Origin of the sequence: Yersinia sp. J1 (assembly GCF_050586585.1) — a bacterium.
Lineage (GTDB): Bacteria > Pseudomonadota > Gammaproteobacteria > Enterobacterales > Enterobacteriaceae > Yersinia > Yersinia entomophaga.
In genome coordinates, this window is the sequence record NZ_JBOBDP010000002.1 from 1 (window position 1) to 19,082 (window position 19,082).

Here is a 19,082-nt window from a genome sequence, read left to right on the forward strand (position 1 = left end):
GATAGCAATACCGCAACATTGAGCTGCTTTTTATTGTTGGCTATCGGTATCAAAATAAGAGTATTTGATTAATTCACTTAGGCTTCTGTTGTGGGAGTGAATACGTACCTGTCGGATGCTCAATAATTGGAGCATAGTAACCATTTGCCATGCGCCAGGTAATATACACCGCTGAATGAGGGCTTGATTTTGCGTAAGAAACACTGCCCGTAGATATTATGCTGTTCAGTAATGGCTCCAGTTTTTCACTGCGGCGTAACTTGTTAGGCCCATATTTGATAACGTCGTTCTTTTTAAATGGAATACAACCATTAGACATGAATTTCTGATGAATCCACTGGAAAAGTTCATTCGCATCTTGCTGAAATTTATATTCAGGCGTGAACTGATAAAAGAAAGATGCGGCATGGTTGAGATACCATTCCATTATGGTAGACGCCCGTTCAAGGGTATCGAGTGAAATGATATCAGTCTCCTGACTGGAAAAGTAATGAAGCAATGCTGCGACCCGTAAAGTATTAGCATTCGCCTTCTGCACCATCTCATGAATACAGGACCACTTCTGCCCCTGCGTTGCCAGAAAGGTCCAGTCGTGGCGTTTATGTTCCCAACTCACTGCTGCTTCAGCCGAAAGTGTCAGAGTCTTCTTTTCAGTATTCCCTGAAGAGATTTGTTCCTTTTGCTTGACCAGTAATGTCTGAATCCGGGCATGGAAGTGGTGTAATGCCGTTTCGTCACGGGCAAAAGAATGATGACCATGACGGTGCCCTGTACCGAGAGAAGGGCAATGGTTATTCAGTGGAGAGGCCACCTTTGTAAATAAGAAACGAGATAAAAATCCACTGGCTTTGGCTTTATCTCCGTGCTTATTCATGTAATCGAGAAAAATAGCAGGCTGTAACATTAAAGATAACGTTAGTGTCGGCTTGAAACTACGGGGCTCTCGATGACTGCGGTTGTGTTCATACACATCACCATCCCAGGCTTTATTAAAGAATCCAGGATTATCTTTGATGCTACTTTCAAAAAAAATAATGGCTTCATCGGAAATCAGACCTGCACTTGAATACTGGCCTAATCCCTCAATGAGGGCAGTCAGAGAAGTATCACTGTAGACAAGAACGGGGGCTACAGGCCTGACTGGTTCGATAGCGGAGTGTTGTTCTAACTCAGTTTGCTCTTCATCACCGTGCTGGCCTTTTTTGACAGCCGCACGCAGGTTGCTTTCCAGAGCTTTTTGTCTGGTCTTCCAGATACCATGGTCGCGCTTGTATGCGAATAATGTCTCCTGGTACTCAATGGCTAACTGAGCTTTGAAAGCATAAAAAGGTTTCATCACCTGTTTGCTGATGGTTGATTTGCCCGTGCCTGACTCAGCAAGCGTCATAAGGAAAAGTGAAGACGGTTCTGGCATGTTCGTACAAGGATTTAGTACATCAACATGCGATTGGCAGGCAAGCGATACAGCGGCGAAAACTGCATTAGCGACCAACTCGGGTGGAAATTTCCCCCCATCCAGAAGGACGCTCATTGCATTTTGAATTACCGGTGGGAAGGCATGTGTCGGAAAAGCCGGTATGGGGGCCCATTGCTGCTGAAATGCAGGGGCTGATGGTAATTGCATCATTTCTATCTTTCCTTTTTTCAAATCAAATATGCACAAATACGACATCTCGGATGCGCCTTACCCTGCCGGATAAGGGCATTCCGTGTATGTTCCGTCGTAGTTTTCGTTAATTCAGGGGGAAGTTCACTGGCAGCTACGAACGCTGCTTGGGGTTGGTAACGCGGGTTTGCGCTGAATAACCCATTCATCAAGTTCGGACTCAAGCCAGCCAACAGATTGTTTACCCAGAGGATAAGGTTTCGGGAATGCCGGATCGTGGCGCGGTGATTTGGCATTCAGCCAGTCGTAGATAGTCGATCTTGCGATGCCAATCTTATTAACAACTTCAGGCAAACGTAGTACTTTTACATTTGGTGTGGACATTTTTTGCTTTGCTCCGGTTTGGTTGTATCTGGACAAGGCAAAGACTAGCGATGGCGTCAGCTTGGTGAAATACGTGAGCTAAAAGTAAAAAAATACATCTAGTTCGCGTAGTTTTTTTTTAAAACCTATGGATAACAATGGAATGGACGGATTATTTATAAAAATGAGCAGTGCTTGTACAGCTAAGTTCGAGCGATTAAAAAGAAGGGGGGATTCAGCTGTTGAGCTGCTGAAACTCTATGAGGAACACGCTTGTCGGTGGATTAGTGAAAAACAAAAGGAGCATAGTGAACAAGATTTCTTACAGATGGGGGAGGAATTACTAAAAATTGACTCAGCAGATGCATGGGTTAAAGGGGTGCATAAAGGGAAGTATGATTTTTATCTATATCTATCATTTGGTTATTTTCATCTCGGTATGATTAAGCATAATGCCAACCTTTCGGCTGATGGATGCAGACACCTCCAAGATGCAATGTATTACTGTGGGGCCTGGGATGGGGCTCGTGAACGTGATGAATGGGATACTCACTGGCATTCGGTTCAACTTGAGCAGATTGGGAGAGCTAAAAAGGCAGGGGAAAGCAGAGGGGAGAAATATACGTCAATCAAAGCTGAAGTCGTTCGCCTTTTGAAAGCTAAAGTACCAGAGGGTGGTTGGAAAAATAAGATCACGGCTGTTGATGAAATTACAGCTGATTTGTGGTTTTTCATTCAGAGCGAGAATGAAAAAATAAACAATGAAAATGCCCTACTTCCAAGTTATAACCAAAGAAGACAACCAATTATTATGGAAGAAAACAATTTGGGACGCACAGTACAGGATTGGTCAAGGAAGGATGAAAATATAAAAGAAGCTTTCTTCGTAGTGCTTAAGAAAGGTAGGAAGTGATAGTTATAGCGTTACCTTTTTACTCGACCAGTACGATGAAAATTTCGCGTTAATAGTTGAATATGATTGCGGTTTAAAAAGGAGAAGCCAATGGAATCTGCCCGCGATAAACACACCTGTGAAATTATCGAAGCTGAAAACCTCTGGATGCTTGATGATGTGGATACGGATGGTTATGAATGCTGGGGATGCGGTATTACAATGCAACCAGCCGCATGGGAAAAAGATAAGAAGGTCAGGGCATATTTTAAAAAGAAGCGCCACACCAAGCATCTTCCTGATTGTGACGCAGATGCTGAAAGCGCTATTGTTCGTCAAGGGCAGAAGAAGAGCGTGCGCCACATACTGGACAGTGCTCCAGGCTTATCCCCTTCAGGTTTGAAACTCATAGATAAGCGACCGACTATCGACCTCGATTTAACTGGTGGAGCAAGCAAACCAAGTTCTACACGTCCGGCATCTTCATCGTTGAGTGAAGGCAATGCGCCCACGAGAGAATCACGTCGTCAGGTTAATTCAATACGTCAGATTTGCCGCGCATTTATCCGCTTTCCTCATGACCGCGATATGTCACTTAATGTGCCCGGCGTTGCTGGAAATAACTACATGACTATCTTCAAAAAAATCAAACCTCCGATACAACTTTATCCTGATGCAAAGATTTTTTATGCTCAGCTTTTGTGGCAGAGATTAAGCTACGATGACGAACTGCTCATTATTCCTTTGTCCGGTGAATGGGAAGGCGGCAAACCATCGAAAATTTACCAGATCCATATTGAATGGGCGCACTGGTCTAAAGCTAAACGTACCGTCCTTCGTAAGGAACTGGAGGCCGCTCAAGAAGAAGCGAAAGACGCCAAAGATAAGGGGCAGCAGGATAAAGCCTGGGTCTTTTTCATGGGTGAACAAGACATTGATAATCAGGAGATCTTTTATGTGACCGACTACAGATTAATCTGTTCTATTATGGGGTATATCACTTATTCCTGAAGAGAAAATCTGCTTCGTAAGTGATTGTCGGTAAACAGGCTAACCAACATTAGAATGCAATACTCCGACATTAGCTGTCGAAATAGAAAGTCAGGATTGAGGTCATCTATATACGCTTGAGGTTTCATTGTTATTTTTGACAACTTAATACGCAGGAAGCAGAGCATATGCTAGTTAAAAATATTGAAATAGAAAATTTCCGGCTTCTAAAAAATGTATCTCTTGGGCTTGAAGAAAAAATTACGCTAATCGTCGGTCGTAATAACAGTGGTAAAACTTCAATTGCTGAATTATTTCGTAGACTTTTATCTGATAAAGGCCCTTCGTTCAGGCTTGAAGATTTTTCGCTTGGAAGTCATGAGGGCTATTGGTCTGCATTTGAGGCACTGCGAGCAGGAGAATCACGTGAGGATATTTATCATCATTTGCCGTCAATTATAATTAAGCTTGATGTGGAGTATGACGTTGAGTCCCCGGACTTAGGGCCAATAAGTGACTGCATAATCGACCTTAACCCTGATTGTAACTTTGTACGTATGGTTCTCACTTTTGGACCTAACTCGGTAGCCACTGAATCACTTTTTGCTGACGTTACTGTACTTCCTGAGGGAATGAATATTGAGCGTACAGCTCTATTCCGCGCAGTTGAGACGCGTTTACCCCAGTCGTATGAATGCAAGCTTGAAGCTGTTGATCCAAATGATTCAACCAACCGTAAAAATCTTGACCTAAAAACGATTAAGATTTTGATAAATGGTGGATTTATTAATGCTCAGCGTGGTCTGGATGATGATACTCACCGTGAACGCGATGTACTAGGAAAGATTATTGAAGTTCTTTTTCAATCAGCTTTAACTGATCCGATAGATAGTAATAAACGTACAACTGCGGCACAACTCAAAACGGCTGTTGAGCAGATTCAGACAGAGCTTCATGCTGGTTTCAATGAAAAACTGACCTCCCTATTACCCACATTTGATTTATTCGGATATCCTGGCTTAGCTGATCCTGGGCTTGTAACTGAGACCAGCTTTGATGTCGATAAGTTGCTAAATAATCACACGAAAGTCCGCTATGTCGGTGTTAATGGGATTACTCTGCCTGAGACTTATAATGGGCTCGGAATGCGTAACCTCGTTTATATTTTGCTCCAACTCCTGCGTTTTTTCCGCGAATATCAGGCAACTCCAACCGCTGCGGGAGTGCATCTCATCTTTATTGAGGAGCCAGAAGCCCATATGCATCCACAGATGCAAGAAGTCTTTATTCGCCAACTGAGTAAAATAGCAAAAGCTTTCGAAACACAGCTCAATGAGAACAAACCCTGGCCGGTTCAGTTTGTCATTAGCACCCATTCGCCACATATGGCGAATGAAGCACGTTTTGAGTCAATGCGATATTTTCTAACTCGGGAAGGCAATGATGGTTTCCGACAGTCGGTAGTCAAAGATCTGCGTAAGGGGATGGGGGATGCACCTGTTCCTGAACGTGATTTTTTATATCAATATTTGACTTTGACTAGATGCGACTTGTTCTTTGCAGATAAAGCCGTCTTGATTGAGGGCACTTCTGAACGACTGCTATTACCTGCGATGATTCGTAAAACTGATGCTGCAGCTCCAGGTGAACCACAACTTGGTAGCCAGTATTTGACAGTGATGGAAGTTGGAGGGGCTTACGCACACAGATTTTTTGACCTCTTGTCCTTTCTCGAATTACGCACGCTGATAATTACCGATATTGATTCGGTGAAGCGTAATGCAGACAACAAACGCGTTGCAGCACCTGTTGCAAATGGTGAATTCACGAGTAACGGCTGCATCAAAGCTTGGTTCGCCAATAATGATATTACACCGACCCAATTATTAACTCAGTCTCATGTGAATAAGATTGTTGATAGCCGTCGCCTTGCATATCAGGTACCTGAAATGGATGGTGGGCCATGTGCGCGCAGCTTCGAAGATGCTTTTATCTTAGCTAATTTCGAAAGCTTCGCACTTGGTGACGGTGATCGTGCAACACTTGCTTACGATCATGCCGCTGATCAAAAAAAATCAACTTTTGCATTGACCTATGCAATTGAAAATACCACGTGGAATGTGCCTCGCTATATTTCAGAAGGTTTAAGATGGCTTGCTGAAGGCAATCCAGTCGTAGTGATACCACAAGTGACACCATCAGATATTGTCGCTGCTGTAACTGGGATTGAGATGAGTGGTGAGGGGGCTTAATGACTACTGAAATTCATGAAAGCCCGGCAGATACTGCGGGACGGTTGGCATTAGAACGCATGTTTGATTGCCTTGAACAAGATCGAAGTTTTCGTCTTGAGGCTGGTGCTGGTGCAGGCAAGACATTCTCTTTGGAAAAAGCCCTCCGTTGGCTAATCGATAAACGCGGTAGCGAGTTGATTCGTAAGCGTCAACAAGTTGGCTGCATTACCTACACTAATGTTGCTAAAGACGAAATTATCTCGCGAATTAAATCGCACCCAGCAGTATGCCCTGAGACCGTACATGGATTTTGCTGGTCAATCTTGAAAGATTTTCAGGCAATGTTGCGTGAGTTTGTTCCTCTTCTCCCTGACTGGGCTGAGCGCCTTGAGCAAGTGGATGGCATCGGTGTTCGGCGAGTTCATTATGAATTGGGATATCCGAGTGTGGCTGAGCATCAAGTCTCGATCCGCCATGAAGATGTGTTGGCTTTGATGATTAAAGCAATGGATTTACCAAAATTTCGTACTGTTTTTTGTGCTCGTTACCCAATTTTATTAATCGATGAATACCAAGATACTGATTCTGCGTTTATTACTGCTTTGAAAGATTGGTTTCTGGATCGCCCTGAAGGGCCCGTCATTGGCCTTTTTGGTGATCATTGGCAAAAAATCTATGGAGAAGGTTGTGGTTTAGTCGAACACGCTTCTCTTGTAATCATTGATAAAAATGCCAATTTTCGTTCGGTTGATCCGATTGTACGTGTCTTAAATCGCATGCGTCCGGCTTTACCGCAGATGGTTAGTGAACCTGATGCACCTGGCGAGGCCCGTGTATTTCATACTAACCAGTGGGCAGGTCAACGTCGTAATGGGCAAGGCGGTGGCCACTGGACTGGTGATACGACTCCCGAAGCGGCCAAAGCGTATTTTAACTACCTCAAGTCTCACCTCATTTCTGCGGGCTGGGATTTTTCTGTCGAAAATACTAAAATTCTCATGCTTAGCCACAACGTGCTAGCCCGTGAACAAGGTTATGCCACCATTCCACCTATCTACGGTCAATACAAGGATCCATGGCTCAAGAAGGAAGATCCGCATATCAAGTTTTTGACCGATCAGCTTGAGCCTGCGTGCTCGGCTTTTATTGATCGCCGCTATAGTGACATGTTTGAGTCTTTTGGTACCAGCATGCCACATATTCGCAGGCATCAAGACAAGATCGCTTGGACTGAATCCATGAATTCTCTAATTGAGCTCAGGTTAAGAGGATCAATTGGTGAGGTTGTGGATTTTATCGCGGCACAGCCACACATGCGGCTACCTCGAGCAGTTGAGGAACGTGAGCTTAAGCTGGCGGAGAGCGGTGCCGAACCGGTAGATGAAGAACCCCGCCGAGTAACGCAATTGCGCAAATTGCGGAATGTTTCCTATACCGAAATTATTGCGCTGGACTGCTTTATTGATGGCAACACCCCATTTGCAACTAAGCATGGTGTAAAGGGCGCGGAGTTTGAAAACGTGCTCGTCATTGTTGGACGTGGCTGGAATAAATACAACTTCGTACAAATGTTAGAATGGATTGATGCAGGGCCACCGGCGGATAAGCTCGAGTTTTTTGAGAACAACCGTAATCTTTTTTATGTTGCTTGCTCGCGCCCTAAAAGACGTCTTGCAGTTCTATTTACTCAAGAGCTAACTGCTAACGCTACGATTAAGCTGACAGAATGGTTTGGTAGAGAAAATATTGTGGCGCTTCCCGCTAATCCAGAGTTGCAAGAGTTGCATTAACTAGTCTTCTCAATGAGAGGACAATTATCGGTGATCCTGAGATATTTTTTCATCACGATTTTTTCGTGAAGGCACACGCTGTGTTGGCTTATGGATTAAAACCTAGTTTTAAGTCATGATTTAAAACACCTTTGTAAGTTAATCTGAAGACACACACCATCGTTGGGAACTCTGCTATGGCTGGCGTTAACAAAACTAATCTGACCGAAACGGACATCATCACAAAATTCATCCTGCCTGCGATTCAAGAGGCGGGTTGGGATGTGATGACGCAGATACGCCAGGAGGTAAAACTCCGCGATGGCAAGGTTGTAGTGCGCGGAAAACTGGCGGCACGCCTGACGGTGAAGTCCGCTGATATTGTGCTTTACCATAAGCCGGGATTACCACTCGCAGTGATAGAAGCGAAAGCCAATAAGCATGAGATCGGCAAAGGTATGCAGCAAGGGTTGGATTACGCTCGTTTGCTTGATGTGCCTTTTGTGTTTGCTTCCAATGGCGATGGTTTTATATTTCACGACAAAACCAATCCCTCACAACTCGAATCAGAAATATCACTTGCCGATTTCCCGACACCGCAACAGCTTTGGGAAAAATATTGCGTCTGGAAAGGATTTACCGCTGAGCAGCTACCGGTTATTAGTCAGGATTATTACGATGACAGCACCGGTAAATCACCGCGTTATTACCAGCTTCAGGCGATTAACAAAACCATAGCCGCCGTCTCTGCTGGACAAAAGCGGGTACTGCTGGTGATGGCGACCGGTACCGGTAAAACCTACACCGCTTTTCAAATCATCTGGCGTTTATGGAAGGCAAAAAATAAGAAACGCATTTTGTTCCTTGCCGACCGCAATATCCTCGTCGACCAATCCAAAAATAATGATTTTCAGCCTTTCGGCACAGCAATGGCAAAAGTCACCGGAAGAAATATCGACCCGGCGTATGAAATTCAGCTGGCGCTTTATCAGGCCATCACCGGGCCGGAAGAACATCAGAAAGCTTTCAAACAGGTTGCTCCTGATTTCTTCGATCTTATTGTGATTGACGAATGCCATCGCGGCAGCGCATCAGAAGACAGCGCCTGGCGCGAAATTCTTGATTATTTCAGCAGCGCCACGCAGATCGGCCTGACGGCAACCCCGAAAGAAACTGACGAAGTGTCCAATACCGATTACTTCGGCGAACCGGTTTATACCTATTCGCTTAAAGAAGGGATTGAAGACGGCTTTCTCGCGCCTTATAAAGTGGTGCGCGTGGATATCGACGTCGATTTGCAAGGCTGGCGTCCTACTATCGGGCAGATGGATAAAAACGGTGAGCTAGTGGATGACCGCATCTATAACCAGAAAGATTTTGACCGCACGCTGGTGATTGATGAACGCACGCAACTGGTGGCACAGACCATCACCGATTATTTAAAACGCACTAATCAGATGGATAAAACCATCATCTTCTGTAACGACATCGATCATGCAGAACGTATGCGCAGGGCGCTGGTGAATCTGAACCCAGAGCAGGTCGCGAAGAATGAAAAGTATGTGATGAAAATTACCGGTGACGACGATATCGGCAAGGCGCAGCTGGATAATTTCATCAATCCGAAAAAGCCGTATCCGGTTATTGCCACCACCTCTGAGCTGATGAGTACCGGTGTCGATGCCCAGACCTGTAAACTGGTGGTACTGGACCAAAACATTCAGTCCATGACCAAGTTTAAACAGATCATCGGGCGCGGCACGCGTATCAACGAGAAATTCGGCAAACTGTGGTTCACCATTCTCGACTTCAAAAAAGCCACCGAACTGTTTGCCGATGAACGCTTTGATGGCGTGCCGGAAAAAGTGATCCGCACCACGCCGGAGGACATCTCCGATCCGGATTCTGAGTTTGATGAAATGCTGGAAGATGAATCTACGGATGAAACACCGCTTCCTGATGTCTTCGCAGCACAAGAAACACCGGGGGAATATAACGTTACACCCGATCCGGATTTCGCGCCTTTTGAACAAGATGAAGAGCGTCCAATCCGTAAATTCTACGTGAATGGCGTGCCGGTGAAAGTGCTGGCAAAACGCGTTCAGTATTACGATGCGGACGGAAAACTGGTCACCGAATCCTTCCAGGATTACACCCGCAAAACCCTGCTGAAAGACAAAGACTACGCATCGCTTGATGATTTTACCCGTAAGTGGCAGTCTGCCACCCGCAAACAGGTGATCATTGACGAACTGAAGGAACTGGGTATTTTGTGGGAAGTGCTGGCGGAAGAGGTGGGTAAAGATCTCGACCCGTTTGATCTGCTCTGCCACGTCGTTTACGGTCAGCCACCGCTGACGCGTCGGGAACGCGCGGACAACGTGCGTAAGCGTAATTACTTCACCAAATATTCCGCGCCTGCACAGAACGTCCTGAATACGCTGCTGGACAAATATGCCGATCAGGGTGTGCACGAAATTGAAGATATTCAGGTGCTAAAACTGAAACCTTTCGATACCCTTGGCCGCCCGTTAGAAATCATCAAAAACAGCTTTGGCGATAAAAAATCCTATGAAAACGCCGTGAACGAACTGGAAAACGAAATCTACCAGCCATCGCCACGCTCCGCCTGATTGCACGACACTTTTCTGCCACCGGTGGCTTTGGCTGCCGGTGGCATCATTTTTTGAAGTATGGAAACCACTATGTCTATTAGCTCCGTCATTAAATCCCTTCAGGACATCATGCGTAAAGACGCCGGTGTCGATGGTGATGCTCAACGTCTTGGTCAGCTATCATGGCTGCTGTTTCTGAAAATTTTTGATACCCAGGAAGAAGAGCTTGAACTTGAGCAGGATGATTATCGTCTGCCGATCCCGCAGCGTTATCTGTGGCGCACCTGGGCAGCCAATAATGAAGGGATCACCGGCGATGCGTTGATGGAGTTTGTTAACGACGATCTGTTCCCGGCGCTAAAGAACCTGACTGCGCCGCTTGATACTAATCCGCGCGGTTTTGTAGTGAAGCAGGCCTTCAGTGATGCCTACAACTACATGAAAAACGGCACCTTGCTGCGCCAGGTCATCAACAAGCTGAACGAAATTGATTTTAGCAACAGCAATGAACGCCACCTGTTTGGCGATATTTACGAACAGATCCTGCGTGATTTGCAAAGCGCTGGTAACGCCGGTGAGTTCTATACCCCGCGCGCCGTAACGCGTTTTATGGTGAACCGCATCGACCCGAAACTGGGCGAATCCATTATGGACCCGGCCTGCGGTACCGGCGGTTTTCTGGCCTGTGCCTTTGACCACGTCAAAGAGCATTACGTCAAAACTACCGATGACCATCAGATACTGCAAAAGCAGATTTTTGGCGTTGAGAAAAAGCAGCTTCCACATCTGTTGTGTACCACCAACATGCTGCTGCACGGCATTGAAGTACCGGTGCAAATCCGCCACGACAACACGCTGAACAAACCGCTCTCCTCATGGGATGAGCAGCTTGACGTGATTGTCACCAACCCGCCGTTTGGTGGCACCGAAGAAGATGGCATTGAGAAGAACTTCCCGGCCGAGATGCAGACCCGCGAAACTGCCGATCTGTTCCTGCAACTGATCGTCGAAGTGCTGGCTGATAAAGGCCGCGCCGCCGTGGTGCTGCCGGACGGCACCTTATTTGGTGAAGGCGTAAAAACCAAAATCAAAAAGATGCTGACCGAAGAGTGCAACCTGCACACCATCGTGCGTCTGCCTAACGGCGTGTTTAGCCCGTACACCGGCATCAAAACCAATATTCTGTTCTTCACCAAAGGCCAGCCGACCAAAGACATCTGGTTCTACGAACATCCGTACCCGGCAGGCGTGAAGAACTACAACAAAACCCGCCCGATGAAGTTCGAAGAATTTCAGACTGAAATCGACTGGTGGGGCGATGAAGCCGACGGCTTTGCCAGCCGCGAAGAGAGCCATCAGGCCTGGAAAGTGGGCATCGACGAAATCATTACCCGCAACTTCAACCTCGACATTAAAAATCCCTATCAGGGCGAAACCATCAGCCATGATCCGGATGAACTGCTAAGTCAGTATCAGCAGCAGCAAACTGAAATCAGCGAACTGCGTAACCAGCTGCGCGACATCCTCGGTGCTGCGCTGGCCGGTAAAGGAGCGAACTGATGGCTGTCGAACAACTGATCACCCAGCATATCGATACCTGGACGTCCGCCCTGCGCACCCGCTCCACTGCCGGGCGCGGAACTTCTGGCAAGATTGAGCTGTACGGCATTAAAAAGCTGCGCGAGCTGATCCTCGAACTGGCCGTGCGCGGCAAACTGGTGCCACAGGATCCGAATGATGAACCGGCTTCTGAATTACTGAAGCAGATTGCAAAAGAAAGAGATGAACTAGTTAAGAGTAAAGTGATTAGAAAGCCTAAAACACTTGAAAAAATTACAAACTCCAAAATACCCTTTGAATTACCGGATGGTTGGGAATGGTGTTATTTAAATGACATAGGTAATTGGGGGGCTGGTTCTACGCCAAGCCGCTCTAATTCAGAATATTATAATGGTAATATTCCGTGGTTTAAATCAGGCGAGCTTTCCTCAGATTTCATTTCGGATTCAGAGGAGACAGTTACAGAATTGGCTTTGCAAGAATGTTCACTCCGAGATAATAATATCGGTGATGTATTAATTGCGATGTATGGAGCTACAATTGGTAAGACATCGATCCTAAATGTTCGCGGTACTACTAATCAGGCAGTATGTGCTTGTACCCCATATAGTGGAATTTCGAATGTCTATTTATTAACTCTTTTAAAAGCTTACAAGCGGATTTTTATAGGCATGGGCGCTGGTGGAGCTCAACCGAATATCTCAAGAGAAAAACTTATTGCCACAGTGTTTGCACTTCCGCCTAAAGCTGAACAAAACCGAATTATCTGCAAAGTTCACGAACTCATGTCCCTCTGCGATCAACTTGAACAGCAATCCCTGACCAGTCTGGATGCGCATTATCAGTTGGTTGAAACGCTGCTGGCAACGCTTACCGCCAGCCAAAATGCCGAAGAACTCGCCAAGAACTGGGCGCGAATCAGCCAGTATTTCGACACGCTGTTTACCACTGAAGCCAGTATCGACGCACTTAAGCAAACCATTCTGCAACTGGCAGTGATGGGCAAACTGGTACCGCAAGACCCGAACGATGAACCTGCCTCTGAACTGCTAAATCGTATTGAGCAGGAAAAAACGCAACTGGTGAAAGAAGGGAAAATTAAAAAACAAAAACCTTTGCCGCCGATTAGTGAAGAGGAAAAACCGTTTGAGTTGCCAGTGGGGTGGGAATGGTGCCGGTTTGAAGATATTGTCGATATACAAAGTGGCATTACCAAAGGGCGAAAATTGCAGGGCAGGAAATTAGTCACAGTTCCATATCTTAGTGTTGCAAATGTCCAACGTGGTTATATTGACCTCAGCGTTGTAAAAACCACAGAAATCCCGCTTGAAGAAATGGAAAAATACAAAGTTTACAACAGTGACCTATTAATTACTGAAGGTGGGGATTGGGATAAAGTTGGTCGAACAGCGATTTGGATTGAAAATGACATGTCATATATGGCACACCAAAACCATGTGTTTAAAGCTCGTAAAATCTTGCCAGAACAGGATGTAGTTTGGCTTTCAAATTTTCTCAATGGCCCATTTGCTAGAGAGTATTTTTCAGGCTCAAGCAAACAAACGACTAATCTTGCCTCAATCAATAAAACTCAATTAAGAGGTTGTTTGATCGCCGTCCCTCCTAAAGAAGAAAAAGAAAGGATTGTTGCCAAATTCAATGACCTATTACTTATCAGTGACACTCTCAAGTCTCGCCTGCAATCTGCTCAGCAAACCCAGCTCCACCTGGCGGATGCACTCACTGACGCAGCATTAAACTAAGGAACAGACGATGCCGGTTCATCATGCTATCTGGCGGGTGGGGGATAACCCTCAGCCGCTGACCATCAGCAAACTTTCTAGCGAGCAGTTGCTGGAGAAGATGATCTTAAATGATCCTACCATCCTCTCTGACCAGTGGATGATTATCGGGCATCAGGAAAATACGCTCGATAAAGGGCGTATAGATCTGCTGGCGATTGCGCCGGATGCCTCGCTGATATTAATTGAGCTTAAACGCGACCGTACACCGCGTGAAGTGGTGGCGCAGGCGCTGGATTACGCTTCGTGGGTGGATGATTTAACCGCAGACCGTCTCTCACAGATTTATGAGAAATTTTCTGGTGGCGGTAATCTGGGCGACGCGTTTAAGCAACGTTTCAATACCGAGCTGGAAGAAGAGTCCATCAACCAGTCGCACCAAATCATCATTGTGGCAGCGGAGCTGGATCCGTCGACTGAGCGCATCGTGGACTATCTGAGTAAGAATGGTATCTCTATAAACGTTTTGTTCTTTAAGGTGTTCCAGCACGGCGAAGAACAGTTCCTAAGCCGTGCCTGGCTTATCGATCCGAGCGAAACACAAACCAACGCCGTACAAGCCACCGCAGGGGCCAGTGCCAAAACCAAGGAACCCTGGAACGGGGAGTTCTATGTCTCTTTTGGTGATCCAAACAGCCGGAACTGGGAAGAGGCCCGCCGCTATGGTTTCATCAGTGCAGGCGGTGGAAGCTGGTACAGCCAGACCTTAAAACAGCTTCAGCCGGGTGATCGTGTTTGGGTAAAAATCCCGGCAACGGGTTATGTCGGCGTCGGCATTGTGCAGAGCGCCGTTGAGCCTGCCAGCAGTTTTACGCTCAACACTGAAGACGGCGAAAAACTCGCGATGGACGTGCTGAAGCATGGCGAACTGTATCGCCAGAATGCCGATGATCCCGATAAGTCAGAGTATTTTGTCCCGGTGAAATGGCTTGAAACCCGCAGCGAAAATGAAGCTGTGAATGAGGTTGGATTCTTCGGTAATCAAAACACCGTCTGCAAACCCACTACGCCAAAATGGCGTCATACGGTTGAAAAATTGATGCGTCATTTCAAAAGCTGGGATGCGGAACTGTAATATCCTGTTATAGCTAAAAGGCCTGGCATGGCCTTTTAGCATATTTATGATTACTGTATGAATTGTATCGAGACGCGTAAGGGATTCTCGCGCCAGTCGGTTACAGTCATTCACAGTGGTAGCGGTGAGGCTTGAACATAAAGCACGGGGTTTGCTCAATGAAGAGCTGACTCATGAACGGGCGCTTATTCATGACCAGATGCCTAAATGTACAACGCTTGTAAAACTAGAAAGTGCCTATCAGATCAACCCTGAAAGTGATGTCAGAACTGCTGAACAGGCATTAGAAAAAACGATTCCAATGTTAAATTTACCCTACGAAAATGTTAGCTGGAGTCGCGCCGCAACGTTTTTACCTCAATAATTTTATTTTTAGCCGCGTTCAAATTACCACCTTCACACCTTTGATAAGAATATGAGTGAAGGTGGTAATTATTAAGTTCCAACGAGCCGTAATCCTTTAATGCCACCTTCAATTATACTTCCACTATCAGCTGCACTTACAAAATCTGCCCACCACTGCATCATGGGACGCCGTTGCTCCAGGTAGTCACTGCGGTTATAGGCACGACGCACCTCGTTTTTATCCACATGAGCAAGCGCAGCTTCGATGACATCAGGTGAAAAACCTTGTTCATTGAGTGCGGTGCTGGCAATAGACCGTAGGCCGTGTGAAACGAGTACTCCACCTAATCCGGCACGTTTAAGCGCTGCATTTACTGTTTGGCTGTTCATTGATTGAGTTGGTTTGATACGACTTGGGAATACATACTCCCTAGCACCGTTCAGTGGCTTCATCATCTCCAGAATGGCTAAAGCCTCATCTGATAAGGGGACGATATGCTCCCTGTTCATCTTCATTCTTGCCGCAGGGATTTTCCATTCTTTGGCTTCAAGGTTGATTTCATCCCAGCGGGCTTCTGAGGCCTCGGCTGGGCGCGTTATGGTGAGCAATTGCCACATGAACAAGCAGCGTGTTGAAAGTCCAATGTTTGCTGTACGCATTGTCTGCATTAGCTCGGGCAATTGGTCTGGACGAATACTGGGCATATTCTTCTTTTGAGGCTTTTCAAAGGCTTTACCGATATTAACGCTCGGAACGGCGTCAATGAGCCCGGTATTTTGAGCGTATACCATCACTTCATTAATGCGCTGGCATAAGCGCCTGACCGTTTCCAGGGCCCCTCTGGCTTGAACTGGTTGTATGGCTTTGACCAACGTATGGGCTTTGATGTCGGTAATGCAGATTTCACCAATAACAGGAAAAACGTCTCTCTCCAAAGAACGCCAGATATCTTCAGCATAATTTTCAGTTACGCTGGTTTTCTTCACATTCCACCAACGTTCGGCAATCAATTTGAAAGTGTTGGTTTTGGCTTCTTGTGAAGACCGGAGTTGCTCTTTCTGATGCTCAAGAGGATCGATCTGCTTTGCAAGTAACGCACGCGATTCTGCTCTCAGCTTCCGTGCTTCAGAAAGTGTGACCGAAGGGTAGGCTCCAAAACTCTGCTTAGTGCGTTGTTTCGTGAAAGGGCGATAGTAGCGAAATTGCCAGAGTTTACTGCCGCTCGATTTGATTAGCAGTGACAGTCCATCTCCATCATAGAGAAGATAATCTGCATCTTTAGATTTTGCTGCTTTGATTTCCGTATCGGTCAACGGCTTGGTTTGTCTTGCCATGATCAGTCTCCGCTCTTGTAGGCCCAACGAAAACCATAATAGTTTTCATTGGGCCTATCAATGGGCCCAAAAGGATTGGATTTAATTAGGTGGCTTCAGACTCGAGAGGATACAAAAAAGCCCGCAGGGCTTGCGCCATGCGGGCTTCTAGGACTTCGTTGGATGGCTCTGGTAACCATCAACCAAGAATTTGGTGGAGCTGGGGGGATTTGAACCCCCGTCCGAAATTACTACGCCGTCGGCACTACATGCTTAGTCCAGTCATTACATTCGCCGGTTAGCTGCGGACGGACACGCCACTAACAAACTATCCTGATTGGGTTTAACGCTTTCACCCCAGGCAAGGTGTCCACGCGATCTCTTTTGGGTTTGACCTCTCTTGATCCCCGTCCTAAGAGCGGAGGCTAGGGAGAGAGGGAATCTTCAGTTTCTTAGGCTGATTAAGCTGCTAAAGCAGCAGATTCGTATTGCGAGTCGTTTGCAATTATTTTTTTTGCGGTTTTTTACGAGGCCTCCGCACCTCGGCATGCACCTTGGGTTTCGCGAATCCCGTCGAATCCAGAATCAGCCCCAAAGAACTTCTGTAGTATACCAGAACTATAACCTGTTAAGCCAGAGACTTAACGATTAGAGTGTTTCATAATTCTGGCTTTATCAACCTGCCATTCGCGATCTTTAATATCATCACGCTTGTCATGGTCTTTCTTGCCTTTTGCGACGCCGATTTTAACTTTAACCCAGGCATTTTTCCAATAGACGGAAAGAGCCACTACGGTAAAACCGTCGCGATTAACTTTGCCGACCAGTGAGTCAAGCTCACGTTTATTCAGCAGTAGTTTACGGGTACGCATAGGTTCGCAAACAACGTGTGTAGACGCGACGTTTAGTGGGGTAATGGTGGCCCCAAACAGGAAGGCCTCACCGTTTCTAAACGTGACGTAGCTATCGCTGATGTTGGCTTTACCAGCGCGCAGAGATTTTACTTCCCAACCTTGCAGCGATAGGCCAGCTTCGAATTCTTGTTCGATGAAGTATTCGTGGCGGGCGCGCTTATTTTGCGCAATGGTTGCGGAACCGGGTTTGTATGCTTTTTTCTTTGTCATAGTGTTGATCATTATACTGTATGCGTTGACGAATGAAATCCTTTCCCGTGCGCTGCGGCCTTATTTTGTCGATTTTATTACCGTTTATGCGCCGTTGATTTTTTGTCAGTTGCCAGATAAATGGTATTATCCGTGCGTTTTATGTCTCTCAGGAAATGTTATGCCACAGATTAGTCGCTCTGCATTAGTGCCATTCAGTGCAGAACAAATGTACCAACTGGTTAATGATGTTTGCTCTTACCCAGAGTTCTTGCCTGGCTGCACGGGGAGCCGGGTGCTTGACGCTTGCGATAATGAAATGACGGCGGCGGTAGATGTTGCCAAAGCGGGTATCAGCAAGACGTTTACCACGCGTAATACGCTAACGGATAACCAAAGTATCAACATGCAGTTGGTTGACGGACCTTTCCGTAAGCTGATGGGCGGTTGGCATTTCACGCCATTAAGCCCTGATGCCTGTAAAGTGGAGCTGCATCTGGATTTTGAATTTACTAACAAGCTGATTGAATTGGCTTTTGGCAAAGTGTTTAAAGAGCTAGCGGGGAATATGGTGCAAGCATTCACCCAGCGTGCAAAAGAGGTCTACAGTGCCTGATCTTTACGTTGAGGTCGTTTATGCCTTGCCAGAGCGTCAGTATGTTCGGAAGGTGAGCCTCGCGGAAGGCAGCACGGTTGAGCAAGCGATTGAGGCCTCGGGGCTTTTAGCGTTGCGTACTGATATTGATCTGCAAAAAAACAAAGTGGGGATTTACAGTCGCCCCGTAAAATTGGGTGACAGAGTTAATGATGGCGATAGAGTCGAAATTTATCGTCCGTTAATTGCTGATCCCAAAGAGTTACGTCGAATCCGCGCTGAAAAAGCAAAAAAATAAGGCGCGTTGTGCGCCTCACTTTTTATCAGCCCTGAAGCATGACGGATAAAGCCAGTCTGATTGAAGATCAGCGCCAATGGCATTTATCCGTTAGCGCTATATCGAAGGTGATTCTCTATCTTCCTTCTCTACCACTAGCATGATCGACGAAAAAATTAATTTCCGCTCAGCGCTGGTTCATTTTTAATATCAGTCAGAACACCGCTGCTGTTGAACGTCAGGGTCAGCGTCTGCTGTGTAGCCTTTTCGTGTCCCGGCTGCTGGCGGAATACGTAGAACCAGGTTTGAGTTCCAAACGGGTCCTGCAGCATCGGAGTACCTAGTGTGTATGCCACCTGTTGCTGCGTCATACCTTTATGAATTTTGGATACATCGTTAGGTGACAGGTAGTTACCCTGATTAATATCAGGCCGATAGACCACCTTTTCCAGCGTGGAACAACCCGCGGTAAGCATCATTAGCATTACAGCGGCGGCAGTCAGCATTTTACAGCGCATAGTAATCACATTCCTTTAGGGCAT

Annotated in this window: 16 protein-coding genes and 1 other RNA gene; 11 read left to right on the plus strand and 6 right to left on the minus strand. The window is 46.3% G+C overall.

Going from position 1 to position 19,082, the window contains the following annotated elements; translation table 11 throughout:
* Positions 1-73: 73 nt before the first annotated feature.
* The gene (locus tag ACQ4OC_RS04735) at positions 74-1,627 is read right to left on the minus strand and encodes a YfjI family protein (RefSeq protein WP_430970981.1); all 1,554 of its coding nucleotides are present in this window, start codon (positions 1,625-1,627) and stop codon (positions 74-76) included.
* 123 nt (positions 1,628-1,750) lie between these two features.
* Complete coding sequence (locus tag ACQ4OC_RS04740; RefSeq protein ID WP_430970982.1) at positions 1,751-1,990, minus strand: helix-turn-helix transcriptional regulator; 240 nt, start codon at positions 1,988-1,990, stop codon at positions 1,751-1,753.
* Between the two features lie 142 nt (positions 1,991-2,132).
* Here ACQ4OC_RS04740 and ACQ4OC_RS04745 point away from each other — a divergent pair, with 142 nt between their 5' ends.
* The 9 genes from ACQ4OC_RS04745 to ACQ4OC_RS04785 all read left to right on the plus strand — a co-directional run bounded on the left by ACQ4OC_RS04745 (position 2,133) and on the right by ACQ4OC_RS04785 (position 15,270).
* Positions 2,133-2,882 (plus strand): hypothetical protein, encoded by a 750-nt coding sequence (locus tag ACQ4OC_RS04745; protein WP_430970983.1) that lies wholly within the window; start codon positions 2,133-2,135, stop codon positions 2,880-2,882.
* Positions 2,883-2,972: 90 nt separating this feature from the next.
* Entirely contained in the window at positions 2,973-3,872 is a 900-nt protein-coding gene (locus ACQ4OC_RS04750) for a hypothetical protein (RefSeq protein WP_430970984.1), read from the plus strand.
* 167 nt (positions 3,873-4,039) lie between these two features.
* Positions 4,040-6,103, plus strand: a complete 2,064-nt coding sequence (locus tag ACQ4OC_RS04755) for an ATP-dependent nuclease (protein ID WP_430970985.1) — start codon at positions 4,040-4,042, stop codon at positions 6,101-6,103.
* Positions 6,103-7,875: a UvrD-helicase domain-containing protein gene (locus ACQ4OC_RS04760; RefSeq protein WP_430970986.1), complete on the plus strand. Its 1,773-nt coding sequence runs from the start codon at positions 6,103-6,105 to the stop codon at positions 7,873-7,875. The genes ACQ4OC_RS04755 and ACQ4OC_RS04760 overlap by 1 nt, the downstream gene beginning before the upstream one ends.
* 176 nt (positions 7,876-8,051) lie before the next feature.
* Positions 8,052-10,487: an EcoAI/FtnUII family type I restriction enzme subunit R gene (gene hsdR, locus ACQ4OC_RS04765; RefSeq protein ID WP_430970987.1), complete on the plus strand. Its 2,436-nt coding sequence runs from the start codon at positions 8,052-8,054 to the stop codon at positions 10,485-10,487.
* 72 nt (positions 10,488-10,559) lie between these two features.
* Positions 10,560-12,029 (plus strand): N-6 DNA methylase, encoded by a 1,470-nt coding sequence (locus ACQ4OC_RS04770; RefSeq protein WP_430970988.1) that lies wholly within the window; start codon positions 10,560-10,562, stop codon positions 12,027-12,029.
* A complete protein-coding gene (locus ACQ4OC_RS04775; RefSeq protein ID WP_430970989.1) occupies positions 12,029-13,792 on the plus strand; it encodes a restriction endonuclease subunit S in 1,764 nt (587 codons plus the stop codon). The genes ACQ4OC_RS04770 and ACQ4OC_RS04775 overlap by 1 nt, the downstream gene beginning before the upstream one ends.
* 10 nt (positions 13,793-13,802) lie before the next feature.
* Positions 13,803-14,906 carry a nuclease gene (locus ACQ4OC_RS04780; protein WP_050881667.1) on the plus strand — a complete coding sequence of 368 codons (1,104 nt, stop codon included), beginning with the start codon at positions 13,803-13,805 and terminating at the stop codon, positions 14,904-14,906.
* Positions 14,907-15,030: 124 nt separating this feature from the next.
* The gene (locus ACQ4OC_RS04785; protein ID WP_430970990.1) at positions 15,031-15,270 is read left to right on the plus strand and encodes a hypothetical protein; all 240 of its coding nucleotides are present in this window, start codon (positions 15,031-15,033) and stop codon (positions 15,268-15,270) included.
* 71 nt (positions 15,271-15,341) lie between these two features.
* Here the strand turns inward: ACQ4OC_RS04785 and ACQ4OC_RS04790 are convergent, their stop codons facing one another.
* The 3 genes from ACQ4OC_RS04790 to smpB all read right to left on the minus strand — a co-directional run bounded on the left by ACQ4OC_RS04790 (position 15,342) and on the right by smpB (position 17,689).
* The gene (locus ACQ4OC_RS04790) at positions 15,342-16,586 is read right to left on the minus strand and encodes an integrase (RefSeq protein WP_430970991.1); all 1,245 of its coding nucleotides are present in this window, start codon (positions 16,584-16,586) and stop codon (positions 15,342-15,344) included.
* Between the two features lie 191 nt (positions 16,587-16,777).
* Positions 16,778-17,158, minus strand: a transfer-messenger RNA (tmRNA) gene (gene ssrA, locus ACQ4OC_RS04795).
* Between the two features lie 48 nt (positions 17,159-17,206).
* On the minus strand, positions 17,207-17,689 hold the full coding sequence (gene smpB / locus ACQ4OC_RS04800) for an SsrA-binding protein SmpB (protein WP_064516757.1): 483 nt from the start codon (positions 17,687-17,689) through the stop codon (positions 17,207-17,209).
* 160 nt (positions 17,690-17,849) lie between these two features.
* Between smpB and ACQ4OC_RS04805 the strand changes: the two genes are divergently transcribed.
* On the plus strand, positions 17,850-18,284 hold the full coding sequence (locus tag ACQ4OC_RS04805) for a type II toxin-antitoxin system RatA family toxin (RefSeq protein ID WP_064518471.1): 435 nt from the start codon (positions 17,850-17,852) through the stop codon (positions 18,282-18,284).
* A complete protein-coding gene (locus ACQ4OC_RS04810) occupies positions 18,277-18,561 on the plus strand; it encodes an RnfH family protein (protein WP_049601881.1) in 285 nt (94 codons plus the stop codon). The genes ACQ4OC_RS04805 and ACQ4OC_RS04810 overlap by 8 nt, the downstream gene beginning before the upstream one ends.
* A gap of 155 nt (positions 18,562-18,716) precedes the next feature.
* Here the strand turns inward: ACQ4OC_RS04810 and bamE are convergent, their stop codons facing one another.
* The gene (bamE, locus tag ACQ4OC_RS04815; protein ID WP_064516759.1) at positions 18,717-19,058 is read right to left on the minus strand and encodes an outer membrane protein assembly factor BamE; all 342 of its coding nucleotides are present in this window, start codon (positions 19,056-19,058) and stop codon (positions 18,717-18,719) included.
* Between the last annotated feature and the right edge of the window lie 24 nt (positions 19,059-19,082).

Excerpts from the sequence above, each read along its gene's own strand:
- hsdR (WP_430970987.1), top strand. The coding sequence starts at position 8,052 with ATGGCTGGCGTTAACAAAACTAATCTGACCGAAACGGACATCATCACA.
- ACQ4OC_RS04755 (WP_430970985.1), top strand. The coding sequence starts at position 4,040 with ATGCTAGTTAAAAATATTGAAATAGAAAATTTCCGGCTTCTAAAAAAT.
- ACQ4OC_RS04775 (WP_430970989.1), top strand. The coding sequence starts at position 12,029 with ATGGCTGTCGAACAACTGATCACCCAGCATATCGATACCTGGACGTCC.
- ACQ4OC_RS04790 (WP_430970991.1), bottom strand. The coding sequence starts at position 16,586 with ATGGCAAGACAAACCAAGCCGTTGACCGATACGGAAATCAAAGCAGCA.
- ACQ4OC_RS04770 (WP_430970988.1), top strand. The coding sequence starts at position 10,560 with ATGTCTATTAGCTCCGTCATTAAATCCCTTCAGGACATCATGCGTAAA.
- ACQ4OC_RS04740 (WP_430970982.1), bottom strand. The coding sequence starts at position 1,990 with ATGTCCACACCAAATGTAAAAGTACTACGTTTGCCTGAAGTTGTTAAT.
- ACQ4OC_RS04735 (WP_430970981.1), bottom strand. The coding sequence starts at position 1,627 with ATGATGCAATTACCATCAGCCCCTGCATTTCAGCAGCAATGGGCCCCC.
- smpB (WP_064516757.1), bottom strand. The coding sequence starts at position 17,689 with ATGACAAAGAAAAAAGCATACAAACCCGGTTCCGCAACCATTGCGCAA.
- bamE (WP_064516759.1), bottom strand. The coding sequence starts at position 19,058 with ATGCGCTGTAAAATGCTGACTGCCGCCGCTGTAATGCTAATGATGCTT.
- ACQ4OC_RS04745 (WP_430970983.1), top strand. The coding sequence starts at position 2,133 with ATGGACGGATTATTTATAAAAATGAGCAGTGCTTGTACAGCTAAGTTC.
- ACQ4OC_RS04780 (WP_050881667.1), top strand. The coding sequence starts at position 13,803 with ATGCCGGTTCATCATGCTATCTGGCGGGTGGGGGATAACCCTCAGCCG.
- ACQ4OC_RS04760 (WP_430970986.1), top strand. The coding sequence starts at position 6,103 with ATGACTACTGAAATTCATGAAAGCCCGGCAGATACTGCGGGACGGTTG.
- ACQ4OC_RS04750 (WP_430970984.1), top strand. The coding sequence starts at position 2,973 with ATGGAATCTGCCCGCGATAAACACACCTGTGAAATTATCGAAGCTGAA.
- ACQ4OC_RS04805 (WP_064518471.1), top strand. The coding sequence starts at position 17,850 with ATGCCACAGATTAGTCGCTCTGCATTAGTGCCATTCAGTGCAGAACAA.